Below are 15,838 nucleotides of genomic sequence, written 5' to 3'. Positions count from 1 at the left end.
TCATTTCCTGTCTTGCAAAAACTTAGCTCAAACTCAGCTCTACACTTCTGTTTACAAAGTCTGTCAAGTCCTTGCCTTGAAGCATACCTTGAGCCAGTAGCGCCAGATCATATGCTTGCTTAGCCAGTGTTTCCTTTGATTCATCCGTGTCTGCTTCGAGAATCTTCTTGGTCATTGCGTGGTTAGCATTTACCGCTACTGAAAGAGTCATTGGCATGTCGCCAAACATCATTGGTCCGCCGCCGGTCGCTTGCATGTCTTTCATTCGTCGAATGAACTCTGGAAGAGTGATTGTAACAGGAAGATCATCAGTCGCCATTGGCTGAACAGTCACACTGTTGTTCTTGTCATTGATCGCTTTGTCAAAGATTTCCTTCAAAGACTCTTGCTCTTTATCTGAAAGTACCGATTCTTTCTTCTCATCCTTATCTATCAACTTGTCGATTACATCTGCATCTACACGCTGAAGCTGAAATTTCTCGTTCTTCTGCTCCAGGTGATTAATGAAGTGACTGTCGATTGGCCCCGTCAACTCAATCACATCATAGCTGCGTTTTTTAGCTGTTTCGATATATCCGTGCTGTTTCTCAGAGTTTGAAGTGTATAGGGCAACCACATTTCCATCCTTATTGGTCTGGTTTGTCTCAATGTGTTTCTTGTACTCTTCAATTGTAAAATGCTTGTTTTCAGTGTTTTTTAATAAAACGAAATCCTTTGCTTTCTCATCAAACTTCTCTTCAGAGATCATTCCGTACTTCACAAATACGCCAATGTCTTCCCACTTTTCTTCATATCCTTTTCTATCATTCTTGAAGAGCTCTGCAAGCTTATCCGCCACCTTCTTGGTGATGTACCCATTGATTTTCTTCACATTCGAATCCGACTGCAAGTAGCTTCTGGAAACGTTTAATGGAATATCTGGTGAGTCAATCACTCCATGTAGTAGCTGCAAGAACTCAGGTACGATATCTTTCACCTCATCCGTGATAAAAACCTGACGAGAATACAACTGAATTTTGTTTTTCTGCAAGTCGAAATCCTTCTTCAACTTAGGGAAGTAGAGCACTCCAGTTAGGTTGAAAGGATAGTCGACATTCAGGTGAATCCAGAAAAGTGGATCTTCACTGAATGGATACAATGTCTTGTAGAAATCCAGGTAATCCTGATCTTTAAGGTCACTAGGAGACTTGGTCCAGATGGGATCAGTATCGTTGATTATGTTGTCCTCTTTGACCGTCTTGTATTTTGGTTTCCCTTCTTTGTCTTTGCCGTCTTCAACGCTTTTGTCCTTCTGACCAAACTTGATCGAGATGGGTAAGAACTTCGAATACTTGTCCAGGATGCCTTGCAGTCTGTGCTCATCAAGGAACTCTTCAGAATCATCTGCTACATGTAAGATGATGTCTGTTCCTCGTGTTTTTCGAGATCCTTTTTTGATTTCAAAATCAGTCTCGCCTGTACAAACCCACTTTGCAGGTTCTGACCCATCCTGATGCGACAGTGTGTTGATTTCCACTTTCTTCGCTACCATAAAGGCTGAATAGAATCCCAGACCAAAGTGCCCAATGATCTGCTGATTGTCTGCTTTGTCTTTGTACTTTTCTACAAACTCTGTAGCTCCTGAGAATGCGATCTGATTGATATATTTCTTGATCTCATCAGCCGTCATCCCGATTCCATTATCAGAAATCGTAATGGTTTTCTTGTCTTTGTTGAATGCCACTTCGACAGTCAAGTCACCGAGCTCTCCTGAATATTCACCAAGAGAAGCCAGTTGTTTGATTTTCTGCGTTGCGTCTACTGCGTTTGAAACCAACTCACGAAGGAAGATCTCGTGATCGGAATAGAGGAATTTTTTAATGATCGGAAATATATTTTCCGTGTGTATCGAGATTGTACCTTTCTCTGCCATCTTCTGATTACAATTTTTGTTGTTATTCAGATGCCATGAAATCAAATACTATTCCAGAGAGGGAAAACTGACAGGTTGGCAGGGATTATCTTATCCTATCCGCACTCCGCACCAACTGTTCGTCTTTTCGGATGAAGCGATTCGCCAGGAAATTATTGAGCATAGCCACAATAGGAAGGTAGAAGCCTGCTAGGAAAGTGCCCTGAACTGTGGGATCGAATAATCCATTGGCCTTGCTGATGTAGAGATAGGTCCCAACAAGCGTCCCGGCTGTAATTAGCGAAAACAGTGCATTGAGCTTCACTTGGGTCATTCTGTTTTTGTAACGCGTGATCGAAAATAACATCACTAATGCTGCCGTTATCGCACCAACAGAAAGCAAGAAAGTATTTTGAGTGCCAAGAAGAACTTCATTGGCTTCTTGATCTATCTGCTTGTATTGCAATTGAAATGCATCCATAATGGCATACTCACGTAGCTCAGCTTCAAACTGCTGATCGGATTTCTCCCAGATTGGAAAAAACAACATTAAAATCATCGCCATAGCAGCGATGGTCATGAAGATGGTCTGAATTCGTTGAAGCATTTTATATTTCTTTTATTTCAATGTTGGGCTCAAAAAAACTACCTCTTGTAGTTGTGCATGTTTGTACGATTTTTCAACTTGTCATATCGAATGAAATGAAATCTCTATTCTGCATGCCGTTTTAATCAAGTCATTGGCAAACAGTCAAATGTTTGGCAAATATGAACCTAAATGTTCTTCAATCGGAAGAATAGGAGCAAATTTGTCGCCGTGAGATATTTCATGGACATCAGTTATAAAGGCACCAACTTCAACGGCTGGCAGATTCAACCCAATGGTGTAACTATTCAGGAGGAGGTAGAAAAAGCTCTTTCCACAATTCTACAAGAGGAAATTGCGATCGTTGGGAGCGGCCGAACGGATGCTGGAGTTCATGCGACACAGCAAATTGCTCATTTCGACGCAGATGAATTAGCTACAGAAAAACTGGTGTTCAAGCTTAATTCATTTCTTAATGAAGACATTTCTGTCAATAAAATTTCACACGTGAAGGATGATGTGAGCGCGCGCTTTGAGGCCAGTTCTCGCACGTATCATTACCATCTGCATCAGGACAAGAATCCATTTAAAAATGGATATTCGTACCACTTCAAACCAGAGCTGGATGTTGATCAAATCAACAAAGCCTGTGAAATAATTAAGGATTGGCAGAACTTTGAGTGCTTCAGTAAGGTTCATACCGAGGTGAATCATTTTAACTGCGAAATTTTTGAGGCGAAATGGATGTTGGAAAGCACTAATCACTTATTTGTCATTTCAGCAAATCGGTTTTTACGCGGAATGGTGAGAGCAGTCGTTGGAACATTGATTGATGTTGGCTTGGGGAAAACCTCTTTAGAGGATTTCATAGAGATACTGAAAAGCAATGATCGCAGCAAAGCCGGAAGAGCGGTGCCAGCTGAGGGACTTTATTTACATGAAGTGGTTTACCCCAAAGACATCTACTTAAACTAAGACATTGGAAAAAGAAAAGGCCAGCGGAAACATAGTAGACCTGACGGTCCTGAAAAGACTATTCGTCTTCGCTAAACCGTACATCGGAGTTTTTTATTTCTTGGTGTTTCTCACGATAGCACTGAGCGTAACAGGTCCTTTGCGCCCATTTATTATTCAGCAAGCAATTGACAACAATGTAGCACAGGGTGATTATCCCGGCCTGGTAGATATGATCATGATTTTGATCGGTCTATTGGTTGTTCAAGCCATTGTTCAATATCTACATACTTTTTATTCTGGCTGGTTGGGACAGAACATCATCAAAGACATTAGAATTAAGCTTTATAGGCATATCCAGAGTTTAAAGCTGACCTTTTTCGATAAGACACCTATCGGCAGATTGGTTACCAGAAACGTCTCTGATATCGAGACCCTGGCTGAAGTTTTTAGTACTGGGATTGCTGGGATCATTGCGGATGTCATGCAGCTTCTTGTGATTTTAGGTTTTATGTTTTGGCTGAATTGGTCACTGACGCTTGTAAGCCTTTCATTGCTTCCTGTGTTGTTATTTGCCACGTATATTTTCAAAGAAAAAATCAAGGTAGCGTTTAATGAAGTACGTGCTGCCGTATCCAACCTAAACTCATTTGTGCAAGAGCACATTACGGGAATGAACATCGTTCAAATTTTCAACAGTGAGAAGCGTGAATTCGAAAAATTTAAGGAAATCAACAAAGAGCATAGAAAAGCCAATATCAATTCAGTCCTTTACTATGCCATTTACTTCCCTGTTTCAGAGGTCATTCAAGCAGCCGGTATTGGACTAATCGTTTGGTATGGAGGAGGCCAGCTTGTGCAAGGCAACGTTGAGTTCGGAATGCTGATTGCATTCATCTTGTACTTGCAAATGTTTTTTCGTCCAATCCGTATGATAGCAGATCGTTTCAATACCCTTCAGATGGGCATTGTCTCTTCCAATCGAATACTGGATCTGTTGGACAATAGTGATCATATTCAAGATAATGGCACCTTTGAGCCCAGTCAGGTGAATGGCGATGTGAAATTTGAAAATGTATCCTTTGCCTATATCGAAGATGATTACGTTCTCAAAGACATATCGTTTGAGGTTAATCAAGGAGAAACGATCGCATTAGTTGGAGCAACAGGGGCAGGAAAATCTTCTGTGATCAATCTGCTCAGTCGTTTTTATGAAATCAATAAAGGTAACATCTATGTAGATGGAACAGATGTGCGTGAGTATAATTTGTCTAATCTTAGAAATCACATTGCAGTGGTTCTGCAAGATGTCTTTTTATTTTCAGATTCTATTTTGAATAACATCACACTTCGCAATCCGGATATTTCCACAGAAAAAGTGAGAAAAGCAGCTGAGATGGTGGGTGCCCTTCCTTTTATAGAAAAGCTTCCAGGAGGGTTTGATTACAATGTGATGGAGCGTGGTGCCACACTCTCCGTAGGTCAGCGACAACTGATTTCTTTTGTACGAGCCATGGTCTATGATCCGAAGATTATTGTGTTGGATGAGGCTACATCATCCGTAGATACTGAAACGGAGGAATTGATTCAATCGGCGATTCAGAAGATGATGAGCGGGCGTACTTCTATTGTGATCGCTCATCGGTTGTCTACCATTCAGAATGCGAAACAAATTTTGGTTCTGGACAAAGGAGAGATTGTGGAACGTGGGAATCACGATGAGCTTTTGGAGAAAGATGGCTACTATGCACAGCTGCATCAAATGCAGTACAAGGAGGTTGCAAAAGCAGTTTAATTCCCACCTATATTTGAGCCATGAAGCGAGCAAAACAACTCTATATAGTCATCATTATTCTTTGCCTGATCATTATTGCATGGAGTACTTATTATACGCTTGGCGGATTTGATCCAATCGAAGTATACGTGATGGAAGGAAAAGATCGAACAGTGATAGGGAAAGAGTATATTGAGAAATACAGGTATGCAGAGTTTAGCAATAGAATGCAGGAAGCAAAAGCGGAAGTAGACTCAGGAAGGTTGGAGGGGATGCTCACTATTATTTTCTTTCAAAATGATACAATAGGCCAAGATTCGATTCATTATTTTATCGGAGCCTCAGTAGAAGAAATAAATGATGTTTTAAGACTTCCTGCTGGTTACTCATACAAGGAATTTAAAACGGATAAAATATTTAAGGTTTTTATGACTCAGCATGTGCTAGTTCGTCCAACTCCTGAAGAGATAGCAGAGATTGTTCAAATAAAAGCTATTGAAGAAGGTAAGGTTTTGCAGCCGCTTTCCTTTGAGCTTTACTACCCGGATCAGAGTTTTAGTGTTGAATACTGGGCGAGGTAATTAAACCACCTCTTCTCCGGCAAGCTGCTTATCGTGTAACTCTTTGTATGCACCACCTTTAGAAAGCAATTCGTCATGTGTGCCTTGCTCAACTACAATACCATCATCCAACATTACCACTTTATCTGCAAGCTTGGCGGAAGAAACCCGATGAGAGATAATAATTGAAGTTCTGCCTTGCATGATGCGCTGCATAGCATTCAGGATCACATTTTCAGTCTTCGTATCAACAGCGGACAAAGCATCATCCAGGATTAATATTTTTGGAGATCGTGCAATTGCACGCGCAATTGAAACACGCTGTTTTTGACCGCCTGAAAGTGTAATGCCTCTTTCTCCCAATCGAGTCTGAAAGCCATCTTTAAAATCCTTGATGTTAGCTAAAACATCTGCATCTTCGGCAGCGCGTTCAATTTCCTCTCTGCTCATCTTTCGATTTCCAAAGGAGATATTGTTTTCTATTGTATCAGAGAATAGAAAAACATCTTGAGGGACATACCCTATCTGGCTTCTGAGTGAAGAAATATCATAGTCCTTCACTCCTATTTCATCGATCTCAATTTTGCCATCATCTATATCATAGAGTCTGGACATCATGTTGGCAATGGTACTCTTTCCCGATCCTGTGGTACCCACAATAGCGATGGATTCACCTGGGCGAACCTCAAAAGAGATATTTTTTAATGCTTTAATGCCCGAATCAGGATAAGTGAAGCTCACATCATCAAAAACAATATGCCCTTCTATTTCTCTGACAATACTCTTTTCAGACACAATATCTGTTTTTGTACCAAGGAATTCGTTTATTCTTCGCTGTGATGCTGCAGCTCGCTGAATGATGGAAGTGATCCAGCCCAGTGCCGTTACTGGCCAGGTCAACATGTTTACATAAATGATAAATTCAGCAATATTTCCTGTACTCACCTCTCCATTAAATACTTGAATGGAGCCAACCCAAACCGTAAGAATCACACTCAAACCGATAAGCGCCATGATCAATGGCATAAAAAGCGCCTGCACAAAAGCGAGCTTTAATGATCGATCCCGGTACTCCAAACTTTCATTTTCAAAGTTAGAGGCCACCTCTTCTTCCCTCACAAAAGCTTTGATTACTCGAATTCCAGAGAAAGCCTCTTGCACATAGGTAGAAAGACCGGATAGGCTTTCCTGTATTTCCGTAGATCGCTTGTTGATAATATTACTCACAAAATATATACTTACTGAAAGGATCGGAAGCGGTAGCAAGGAATAGAGTGTGAGTGTAGGATTTATTGAAATCATGAACGGAATTACCATTGCGAAAAGTGTGAAAAGGTTAATTCCATACATGATTGCTGGACCAATATACATCCGTACTTTGCTCACATCCTCAGAAATTCTTGCCATCAAATCACCCGTATTATTCTTCCGGTAGAAACTTAATGGCAAAGTTTGATAGTGCTCGTAAATTTCATTCTTGAGATCGTATTCAATGTGTCTGGACATTACAATGATGGTTTGACGCATGAAGAAGAGAAAAACGCCTCGAAGTAAAGCTGCTGTGAGTATTAATACAGCAAGAATTATAATGCTCGACCCAATGATGCCGAGTGTTTCAGACTGAAGTTCAAAACCGTCAAAAGAAGAGAAAATTCCATAGCTACGTTGCAAAATATCGAAAGCATAACGAACAATTACAGCAGGCACAATTGCAAAGAAATTTGCAATAATGATGAATAAGGCACCGAAAATTAGGTGAAACTTATATTTAAGTAGGTATTTATTTAGGTAGCCTAGGTCTTTCACAGAATTTTATAAAGGCTTGATAGCCAATGTGTTTTAGTTAAAATGAGATATTTTTGCAGCCCCTTTTATTCCAGTGCAACCACACAGGTGAAAGAAGGTTTAAAATTAGAATAAAGTTCATTACAATGGTAGAAACACAACCCGAAGTAAAATCGAACAGCGTGTTCGATCAGATGGCAAGCCTTAATCATGAGCAAGTGGTCTTTTGTAGAGATGAGCAAACTGGACTGAAAGCAATCATAGCAATTCACAACACCGTTCTTGGCCCCTCAATGGGCGGTACTCGCATGTGGAATTACGCCTCAGATGAGGAAGCACTGAATGATGTACTCAGACTTTCTCGTGGGATGACCTTCAAGTCAGCACTGGCTGGATTGAATATTGGTGGAGGGAAAGCCGTAATAATCGGTGATGCAAGAAAAATAAAAAATGAGCCATTGATGCGCCGCTTCGGAAAGTTTGTCAATAGCCTAAACGGAAAATATTATACTGCTGAGGACATGAACATCAACATGCGTGATATTGAATATATGAGCATGGAGACACCTTATGTGGTAGGTAAGCCGGAATATATGGGAGGTTCCGGAGATCCGAGTCCGATGACCGCATATGGAGTGTATATGGGGATGAAAGCCGGCGCGAAGAAAGCTTACGGACTCGATTCATTAGGCGGAAAAAACATTCTGGTACAAGGTGCAGGTCAGGTTGGTAAATACCTGGTAGATCACCTTATTGAAGAAAATGCCAATGTTTTCATAGCAGATATTTTCGAAGATAAAATCAAAGCTATTACGGAGAAGCATTCAAAAGTTTCTGTTGTAGATCCCAACAAGGTATTCCAAATGGAAATGGATATTTATGCGCCTTGCGCAATGGGAGCAACTTTGAATGACAATTCGATTTCAGAGTTGAAATGTGCTGTAGTAGCTGGTGCTGCAAATAATCAGTTGGCGGATGAGCAAAAGCATAGCGCAATGCTAAACGACCATGGAATTGTATACGCACCAGACTTCTTGATCAACTCTGGCGGAATAGCCAATGTATATCATGAGTACCTTGGCAACTACAACAAAGATCGAGTGATGGCGTCTACTGAACACATCTATGATGTTTGTTTAGACGTATTAAACCACGCAGAGGAAAATAAGATTGGATCACATGAGGCAGCTTTGGAGCTAGCGCTTAGAAGAATCGATCAAGTGGGTAAGGTAAAGCTTGGAGAATAAGGATTAATCCCACAACTTCAGCATCCAAAAGAGGAGACTGTAAAATTTTGAAATAAGGAATACTCAAGCCATTATAAAATGCTAAATAGAAGGATACTAAGGGTAAAAGCAATGCAAGCATTGTACGGACATTTCACAGCTGTGGAATCTCTGCGCGAGGTGAAAAGAAATGAGCTGGAGGAAATGCACTCACTAGATCCTGCAAAGCATGACTTTGCAGACAAAGCCCTCTTTGAAGAGCGTAAAAAACAATCGGTGAAGCTTTTCAATGAAAATATATTGGCGGGTAAAGTTGGCAAAGCAGAAGGAGTTGAAGAAGAGGTAATAACCAATGTCAATGAAGCACTCCTCGAGTATGAAAACTTAATTCAGAAAGAAGCAAGAGTTAGAAAGAATGAAATGATGAAAGAGGCTGAGAGACTTCAGGATACTTACATCAAGCTTCTTTTACTGCCTATTGAAATTGAACAGCGAGAAAAGCTGGACCAAGAAAAAGAAGATAAAGCTTACTTAGCCAAGGAAAAAAAGGACTACCCTTTTATTGGGAATGACCTTATAAGACAGCTCAAAGAATCGGAACTCCTCCAGAAAGAAGCGGCTAAATCCAGTGCTTCCTGGGACAATGAGCATCAGGAAATCAAATCATGGTATCGTGACCAGATAAGAACATCTGAACCACTTCAACACTTTTTTGGAGGCAAAAAACTTGCTGATCTTCCAGAAAATGATATTGTCTTAGAACTTTTCAAGCGAGTTGTTTTCAAAAATGAAGCGATCGCCTCCTTCCTCGAAATCAATCATTTGCAATGGGTGGAAAATCAGCCGATTGTAAAAAGTATGGTAGTAAAGACCATCAAGGCATTACAAGATGGTGAGGAATTTGAATTAGCAGAGTTGACTAAGAATGGTGAGGAAGACTTTAAGTTCTTGGAGCGATTATTTATGGATACGATTAATCAGAATGAATTTTTGGAAGAGATCATTCAAAGCAAAACAATGAATTGGGATGTAGATCGCATTGCATTGACTGATAGAGTTATCCTGAAGATCGCTCTCGTGGAAATGATGAATTCACCAAGTATACCAGTGAAAGTAACAATCAATGAAGCAATTGAAATCTCCAAGATATATAGTACGCCCAAAAGCAAACAATTTATAAACGGTGTTTTGGATGTACTATCAAACGAGCTAACTTCGAGTGGTAAAATTCGTAAGAGCGGTAGAGGCCTTATCGATAACAAGTAAATACAAGTATTATGAGCAGATCAGGGGGTTCTTTTTTTGCATTTCTATTAGGCGTGGTGACAGGTGGCGTACTAGGCATCCTTTATGCGCCCGACAAAGGAACAAACACACGAGACAAGCTTACTTTCCAATTAGACAAATTGAAAAAACAGCTTGAAGGTTTTGTGGATGAGGTAGCAGAAGGAAAAGCGGTTTTCAATAATGATGCTAAGAATCAAGGCGAAAAGATTGTAAAAGATGCTAAAGACAAAGCTGAACGTCTTTTGGATGACGTCAACGGGTTGATTAGCCAGATTAAGAAAAACTAACACCCATTAACATTTCATTAGGAACATTGAAACTATATCTTCCTTAGATTTGTATTCCAAATTGTTAAAATAGTAGAGTAGTGAATGCGCATGATTAAATCATGTGAATTCCATGTGATAATTAAACAATAACACACATGAAAATAGCAAAAATCTTATTAGGAGTGATTGTGGCAGCTGGAATGGTTGGCTGTGGCAATAGTGAATTAGAGTCCAGAATTACTAAGCTGGAAGGAAAAGTAGCAGCACTTGAAGGAAAAGGTGGTGTCGCAAGAGCAAATCCTACTGCTCAGCCTGTTGCGGTTAATAATCCAACACCAGCAGCACCAGCAGAAAAGCCAGAAGGACCACTTCCGTCAATCCAGTTTGAAGAAAAACTTCACGATTTCGGAACCATTAAAGATGGAGATGTGGTAGAACACACTTTCTCTTTTGTTAATAATGGAGAGGCTCCATTAATCATATCTAATGCAAGTGCTACTTGTGGTTGCACGGTACCAGAATGGCCGAAGACGCCAATCGCTGTAGGAGAAACTGGACAAATTAAAGTTAGATTCAACAGTAAAAACAAGCCAGGTGTTCAGAATAAAACTGTAACACTTACAACAAACACATGGCCAACCACACAAAGAGTTCAAATTAAAGCGAATGTGGTAAAGGAGGGAGAATAATTCCCTAATTAGCACATCAAATTTTATTAACATTGCCCCTGATTTCCATTTCGGAATGTCAGGGGTTTTTTATTTCAAAATAATAACATGAACACAGTTTTACTACAAGCAGGTGGCGGCAGTGACTTCACCTCATTTTTACCGATCATAGGTATGATCGCCATTTTCTATTTCTTCTTCATTCGACCTCAGCAACGAAAGCAAAAGGAAACAAAGAAGTATCTTCTGGAAATTAAGAAAGGTGAGATGGTAGTTACCGTAGGTGGAATCCACGGTAAAATCGTAGAAGTATCTGATACCACAGTCCTTGTTGATGTGGATAGAGGAACTAAATTATTAGTTGAGAAAGCATCTATTTCATTAGAAGCAAGTAAGCGATTGAATACGGATAGCGAGAAGAAAGAAAAAAAATAAGCCAACAATATGGCCATGCCCAAAATTTTAGGAAACTGGAAGGTAGTGCTACTCTCATTTTTGGGAGCTACTACCTTTTGGTTTTTTAGTGCGTTGGGAAAAGATTATAACTATCGTATTCAATACCCCATTGAGTTTGTGTACGATCAGGATAGTTTGATCGCAATTAAACCCTTACCACAATATGTAGACATTGATGTGTCTGGTGGAGGCTGGGATCTTTTCAGAGATTCATTTTGGTTTGGGAGTGATCCGATTACTATCGAATTGGATAATCCAGCGGCTATCAGGTATCTGACACGCCCAACAATTTTGCCGATTATCACAGATCAGCTCAATGAATTTCGAATTAACTTCTTATTCACAGATACGCTTTTTATTGATATTGACAGGAAGGTCTCTAAAAAAGTTAATCTCAAAATTGATTCTTTGAGTGTTAGTATGGATGCAAATTATCGAATCATTTCTTCAATTAGCTTAAATCCGGATACAGCTACTATTTTTGGCCCTACCAGTTTTATTGACACGCTTAGCTCTGAATATGTAATAAAATTAGAGGCGGAGGAAATTGACAAATCCTTCGATCGATTTGTTAAGATGGGTCTTCCGGAAGGATGGGATATTAGATCAAACCCACCTACAGTAAATGTGAAGTTTGAAGTTGATCGATTTGACCAACTGGAGTTAGCGACACTTGCGGAACTGCAAAATTTTCCTACAGATTCTTCTGTTTATGTCACTAACCCAAATATTACCGTGCGATTTGTCGTACAGCAAGAGTTACGTGAAGAATATTTTTCTACCGACTTTAAAATAGTTGTTGATTACAATCTGATTAACAAGGCGGATTCGACAGCACCAGCAATTATCATCTATCATCCTGAAAATATAATTGAAGTAGAAACTATCCCCGACTCCTTGTCTATCACCTATGAATAGCCAACCTCTCATAGTGGGAGTCACAGGAGGAATTGGCTCCGGTAAGTCTACTGTCTGTAAAGTTTTTGAAATACTTGGTGCTGTTACATATTATGCGGACGATAGAGCGAAATGGTTGATGACGAATGATGGCCAGCTTGTGAGCTCAATCAAAAGGTTGTTTGGTGATGAAGCGTATGAAAATGGGAGACTTGATAGACAGCATATTGCAGGGATTGCTTTCAAAGATCAAACGATGCTTGAACAATTAAATCAGCTAGTACATCCTACAGTTGCTAATGATGTGGAACAATGGAAAAAGGCAAATAAAGATGCGCCGATTTTACTTAAAGAAGCAGCTCTCCTGTTTGAAACAGGTTCGTACAAATCACTTGATAAGACCATTCTAGTTACTGCTCCGCTAGAAGTGAGGATTCAGCGTGTAATTCGGCGAGATTCTTATCGTTCACGTGAAGATGTTCGCGCCATCATTGACAAACAAATGAGTGATGAGAAAAAAATTCCGCTGGCTGATTATACCATTGTAAATGATGGTAAACAATCAGTTATCAAGCAAGTGATGAAGTTATATTCATCACTCATCGCATAAGATTCCATCAAACTCCGTTCGAGTGTATGCCTTCGAAAGAACTAAATCACCTTTTTCACTTACATAGCTGACTACATGAAATCCAGCCTTGTCTAGGTGCTGATCAGCAAAGATCAACGGTTCTTCTTCAGAGCCGATATTAAAGATATCTGTGAACTCTGGTGCGAGTAATTTTCCGTGACGATTACTTACCAACCCATATTTACCGTTTTTTATGAACCGATAAACCGAGTGATCATTGTTTTTAACTAAAAGACGTAGGCTTTCAACAGCCTCATATACCGGTTCTTCATATTTATCAATTATGAAGAACTCACTTCCTTTTTTCACCATGTAAGTCGTATCATTCCAATAGTTGATTTCATCATATTCAAATGAAACAATCTCATTATTCAGATGATCAATGACACCATATTTACCGCCTTTTTTTGCTAGGTAATAATCCCTTAAACGTTCTACGCGAGCTTCGTACTCAGTGCTTATGAGCTCATTTATCTTGGGATCATAGCAACCGATTTTTCCATCGATCAATGTTAAGATCAGTCCATCTTTTTCATCGATTGTATTGAATACGGGATTTAAAATCCAGTCACCATTCATATGCAGTAATCCTTGCTTACCTCTTATTTGAACTTTGATCAGCGAGTCACCGGAGAATGTGGCATTTTCAAAATTACCTGAGACGACTATTTGGCCGTTCTGATTATAGATGGACATTGTTTCTCCATAAGATAGACTAAGAAATGTAGGCCTATTTTGGAAGGTTCGGATATGTCTGTCGCTTAAATCAATTTTTTCACCCGAAATGAATTGAAGTACCATTTTTTGATCCTTTACAAGAACGGCAGCATGGTCATTCACTAATTTGATAGAATCGTATGCTCTTGTAGGTAAAAGAGCTCCTTTTCGCGGCAGTAGCATCCAATCTTGTTCGGTTTTCAGTGTGAGCCATCCATCATTGGATTCAAGGTATGAAAAATGACGATCCATTAAATCCTCTTTTGATTCATTGTACAAGCGATAACCCATGGCGGATTTGAGATACCACCCAGCCTCGTCAGGATAAATCTCATAATTTCCCCATGGGATGAGAAAATTGAGTGTGGAGTCGAGCAGACATTCTCTTTCTCCTTTAAACCCAATAAGTGTGGTCTTATCAACTAATTCAATGTCATCGAATTTGAATTCCAAAGAAACTCCTCTGTCTTCAATTTCAGAAAGAATCAGTGCTTCTGTATAAACCGCCAGCAGATTATTTTTCTTGAATATCCAAAATGATTCCATTCTGAATATGTCATCGTAAAGTATTTCTGCTACTTGCAGGCCCATAAAAGTGAAAAGCCCCCACTTATTTCCACTTTTCACTTTCACCCATTTATGGTCAATTATCTCAGCTTCTTCTACAGGTCCTTCCAGAATTTTGAACCCACTTTTGTGATACAGATACCAATCATTGTCACGTTCTACCAAACCTACATCTTTGCTCACGCTACGATATCCATCGATGCCTTTTAAAACCACTTTGCCATTCTTAGTGAGAATCAGTCCGCTGTTTTCATCTTTAACAAAGACCCAATCATCCTTGGTGATTTCGCATTTGTAATCCGTTGCGATCTCAGCATACAATGGATCAATTTGCGATTTCCCTTGCCTGTCATAAAATCCAAAAAAACCATTTTGAATCACAGGATAAAGTTCTATTTGTGCCAACAGCATGATTTTGTTAAGGGAATCTTGATTCGGATGAAAAGTATAATCTTGACTTTCAGAGAGGTAATAGAGCACATCTGCGGCCTTTTTCCTGAGGGATTCTGTTTCAGCAAAGTTTATGAATTCGACATACTTTTCTTTCAAATGGGCCGCTGTAGAATTCCTCAAGATGTAATCTTCGACCGTGACTTTATGCCTGGAAAAAGGGTACTTTTTATGAAAAGAATAATAGTCTTTTAGGCTACCCTTGGCCTCTAAGTCTCGAAATCGCATACCATCTAAAATTGAATCTGCTTGAGGTTTGAATATGGAAGTAGGATGAGCTTCAATAAACCTTACCATGTCACTTTTTGTGTTCGATGTTCGCGCCGTCCGAAATTCGATGCTATCAACTTTGTAATTGAGGAGATCTGAATATATTGAATTGGGAAACTTTTCCTGGAAGATATGTGCCGTACTTATGGAGAGCTTATTTAGTGTAATTTTAAATGCGCTATCTCTTATTTGCTCATGAAGTTGATTGATTTTTTCGAGAGTGATTCCTTCTTCAATGACTTCTTCTTTGAGCTCCTTTGGCGCAGTGTTAAACTTTGCCTTGGCCAATTCGATAGTTATCCTGGCGCTATCTAAATGATATTTATTGTAAGATTTATCAAAGAGCAACTTTGCATGAAGATACGGCACGCCGGGATTGGTAGGTTCTTTTTCATAGCCTTTCAAGATAAGCTCATATGCTTTTGAATATTCTTTCTTTTCCATCGCTTTTTTGATACGGTCTAGTGTACCAAAGACGAGGAGCTGTGAGAGCAAAAGAATACATGCTAACGATTTCATCATTGTTGGCAAATTAACGCAACATGGGCCATCTCTGTTAATGAAGTTGACAACAAACTTTTAATGAATAAAATCTAGCTGAGAGAATGAAAAATGTCAGTTATTGGTTATATTAGCTGTCTACATTTACAGGCGAGTAAATTAGGCGGTGATTAGATTCGACATTTGTCGGATCGAAAGTTCGATCCAACCAGCACATTGGGATCGGCTATGGGAGTACGAAGGTGCTCCCTTTTTTTATGCTCTATTTTTCAACTTCTTTGGATCAATTGATCAACAAGACAATGGGATTGAAGATGATCTTAATGGGGATAGGAAGTACGAGATCAAA

Annotated in this window: 14 protein-coding genes; 10 read left to right on the top strand and 4 right to left on the bottom strand. The window is 39.6% G+C overall.

The genetic code is table 11. From position 1 onward, the window contains the following. Positions 1 to 22 precede the first annotated feature (22 nt). Both htpG and ABJG98_RS18975 read right to left on the bottom strand, forming a co-directional pair. Entirely contained in the window at positions 23 to 1,912 is a 1,890-nt protein-coding gene (htpG, locus tag ABJG98_RS18980; protein WP_348281136.1) for a molecular chaperone HtpG, read from the bottom strand. An 85-nt stretch (positions 1,913 to 1,997) separates the two neighbouring features. Next, positions 1,998 to 2,498 (bottom strand): DUF4293 domain-containing protein, encoded by a 501-nt coding sequence (locus ABJG98_RS18975; protein WP_348281135.1) that lies wholly within the window; start codon positions 2,496 to 2,498, stop codon positions 1,998 to 2,000. Between the two features lie 222 nt (positions 2,499 to 2,720). Between ABJG98_RS18975 and truA the strand changes: the two genes are divergently transcribed. From truA to ABJG98_RS18960, 3 genes are read left to right on the top strand one after another with little or no spacing between them, the layout of a single operon-like run. Then, positions 2,721 to 3,452, top strand: a complete 732-nt coding sequence (gene truA, locus ABJG98_RS18970) for a tRNA pseudouridine(38-40) synthase TruA (RefSeq protein ID WP_348281134.1) — start codon at positions 2,721 to 2,723, stop codon at positions 3,450 to 3,452. A 4-nt stretch (positions 3,453 to 3,456) separates the two neighbouring features. Next, positions 3,457 to 5,226: an ABC transporter ATP-binding protein gene (locus ABJG98_RS18965; protein WP_348281133.1), complete on the top strand. Its 1,770-nt coding sequence runs from the start codon at positions 3,457 to 3,459 to the stop codon at positions 5,224 to 5,226. Positions 5,227 to 5,246: 20 nt separating this feature from the next. Beyond that, entirely contained in the window at positions 5,247 to 5,786 is a 540-nt protein-coding gene (locus ABJG98_RS18960) for a hypothetical protein (RefSeq protein WP_348281132.1), read from the top strand. Here ABJG98_RS18960 and ABJG98_RS18955 read toward each other — a convergent pair whose 3' ends face one another. Then, positions 5,787 to 7,571, bottom strand: a complete 1,785-nt coding sequence (locus tag ABJG98_RS18955) for an ABC transporter ATP-binding protein (protein ID WP_348281131.1) — start codon at positions 7,569 to 7,571, stop codon at positions 5,787 to 5,789. A 125-nt stretch (positions 7,572 to 7,696) separates the two neighbouring features. Here ABJG98_RS18955 and ABJG98_RS18950 point away from each other — a divergent pair, with 125 nt between their 5' ends. The 7 genes from ABJG98_RS18950 to coaE all read left to right on the top strand — a co-directional run bounded on the left by ABJG98_RS18950 (position 7,697) and on the right by coaE (position 12,963). After that, positions 7,697 to 8,797, top strand: a complete 1,101-nt coding sequence (locus ABJG98_RS18950; RefSeq protein WP_348281130.1) for a Glu/Leu/Phe/Val dehydrogenase dimerization domain-containing protein — start codon at positions 7,697 to 7,699, stop codon at positions 8,795 to 8,797. A gap of 111 nt (positions 8,798 to 8,908) precedes the next feature. Then, positions 8,909 to 10,042, top strand: a complete 1,134-nt coding sequence (gene nusB, locus ABJG98_RS18945) for a transcription antitermination factor NusB (RefSeq protein ID WP_348281129.1) — start codon at positions 8,909 to 8,911, stop codon at positions 10,040 to 10,042. 11 nt (positions 10,043 to 10,053) lie between these two features. Next, complete coding sequence (locus ABJG98_RS18940) at positions 10,054 to 10,350, top strand: YtxH domain-containing protein (RefSeq protein WP_348281128.1); 297 nt, start codon at positions 10,054 to 10,056, stop codon at positions 10,348 to 10,350. 137 nt (positions 10,351 to 10,487) lie between these two features. Next, on the top strand, positions 10,488 to 11,021 hold the full coding sequence (locus tag ABJG98_RS18935; RefSeq protein ID WP_348281127.1) for a DUF1573 domain-containing protein: 534 nt from the start codon (positions 10,488 to 10,490) through the stop codon (positions 11,019 to 11,021). An 87-nt stretch (positions 11,022 to 11,108) separates the two neighbouring features. After that, on the top strand, positions 11,109 to 11,435 hold the full coding sequence (gene yajC / locus ABJG98_RS18930) for a preprotein translocase subunit YajC (RefSeq protein WP_348281126.1): 327 nt from the start codon (positions 11,109 to 11,111) through the stop codon (positions 11,433 to 11,435). A 15-nt stretch (positions 11,436 to 11,450) separates the two neighbouring features. Beyond that, positions 11,451 to 12,374, top strand: a complete 924-nt coding sequence (locus tag ABJG98_RS18925) for a hypothetical protein (RefSeq protein WP_348281125.1) — start codon at positions 11,451 to 11,453, stop codon at positions 12,372 to 12,374. Then, entirely contained in the window at positions 12,367 to 12,963 is a 597-nt protein-coding gene (gene coaE / locus ABJG98_RS18920) for a dephospho-CoA kinase (protein WP_348281124.1), read from the top strand. Before ABJG98_RS18925 ends, coaE begins: the two co-directional genes overlap by 8 nt. Here the strand turns inward: coaE and ABJG98_RS18915 are convergent. Next, a complete protein-coding gene (locus ABJG98_RS18915) occupies positions 12,949 to 15,510 on the bottom strand; it encodes a WG repeat-containing protein (RefSeq protein WP_348281123.1) in 2,562 nt (853 codons plus the stop codon). The two genes, coaE and ABJG98_RS18915, sit on opposite strands and share 15 nt — an antisense overlap. Positions 15,511 to 15,838: the final 328 nt, after the last annotated feature.

This window comes from Ekhidna sp., assembly GCF_039960695.1.
Lineage (GTDB): Bacteria > Bacteroidota > Bacteroidia > Cytophagales > Cyclobacteriaceae > Ekhidna.
Note: the sequence above shows the minus strand (reverse complement) of the source record. Positions and strands in the feature narration are given on the sequence as shown.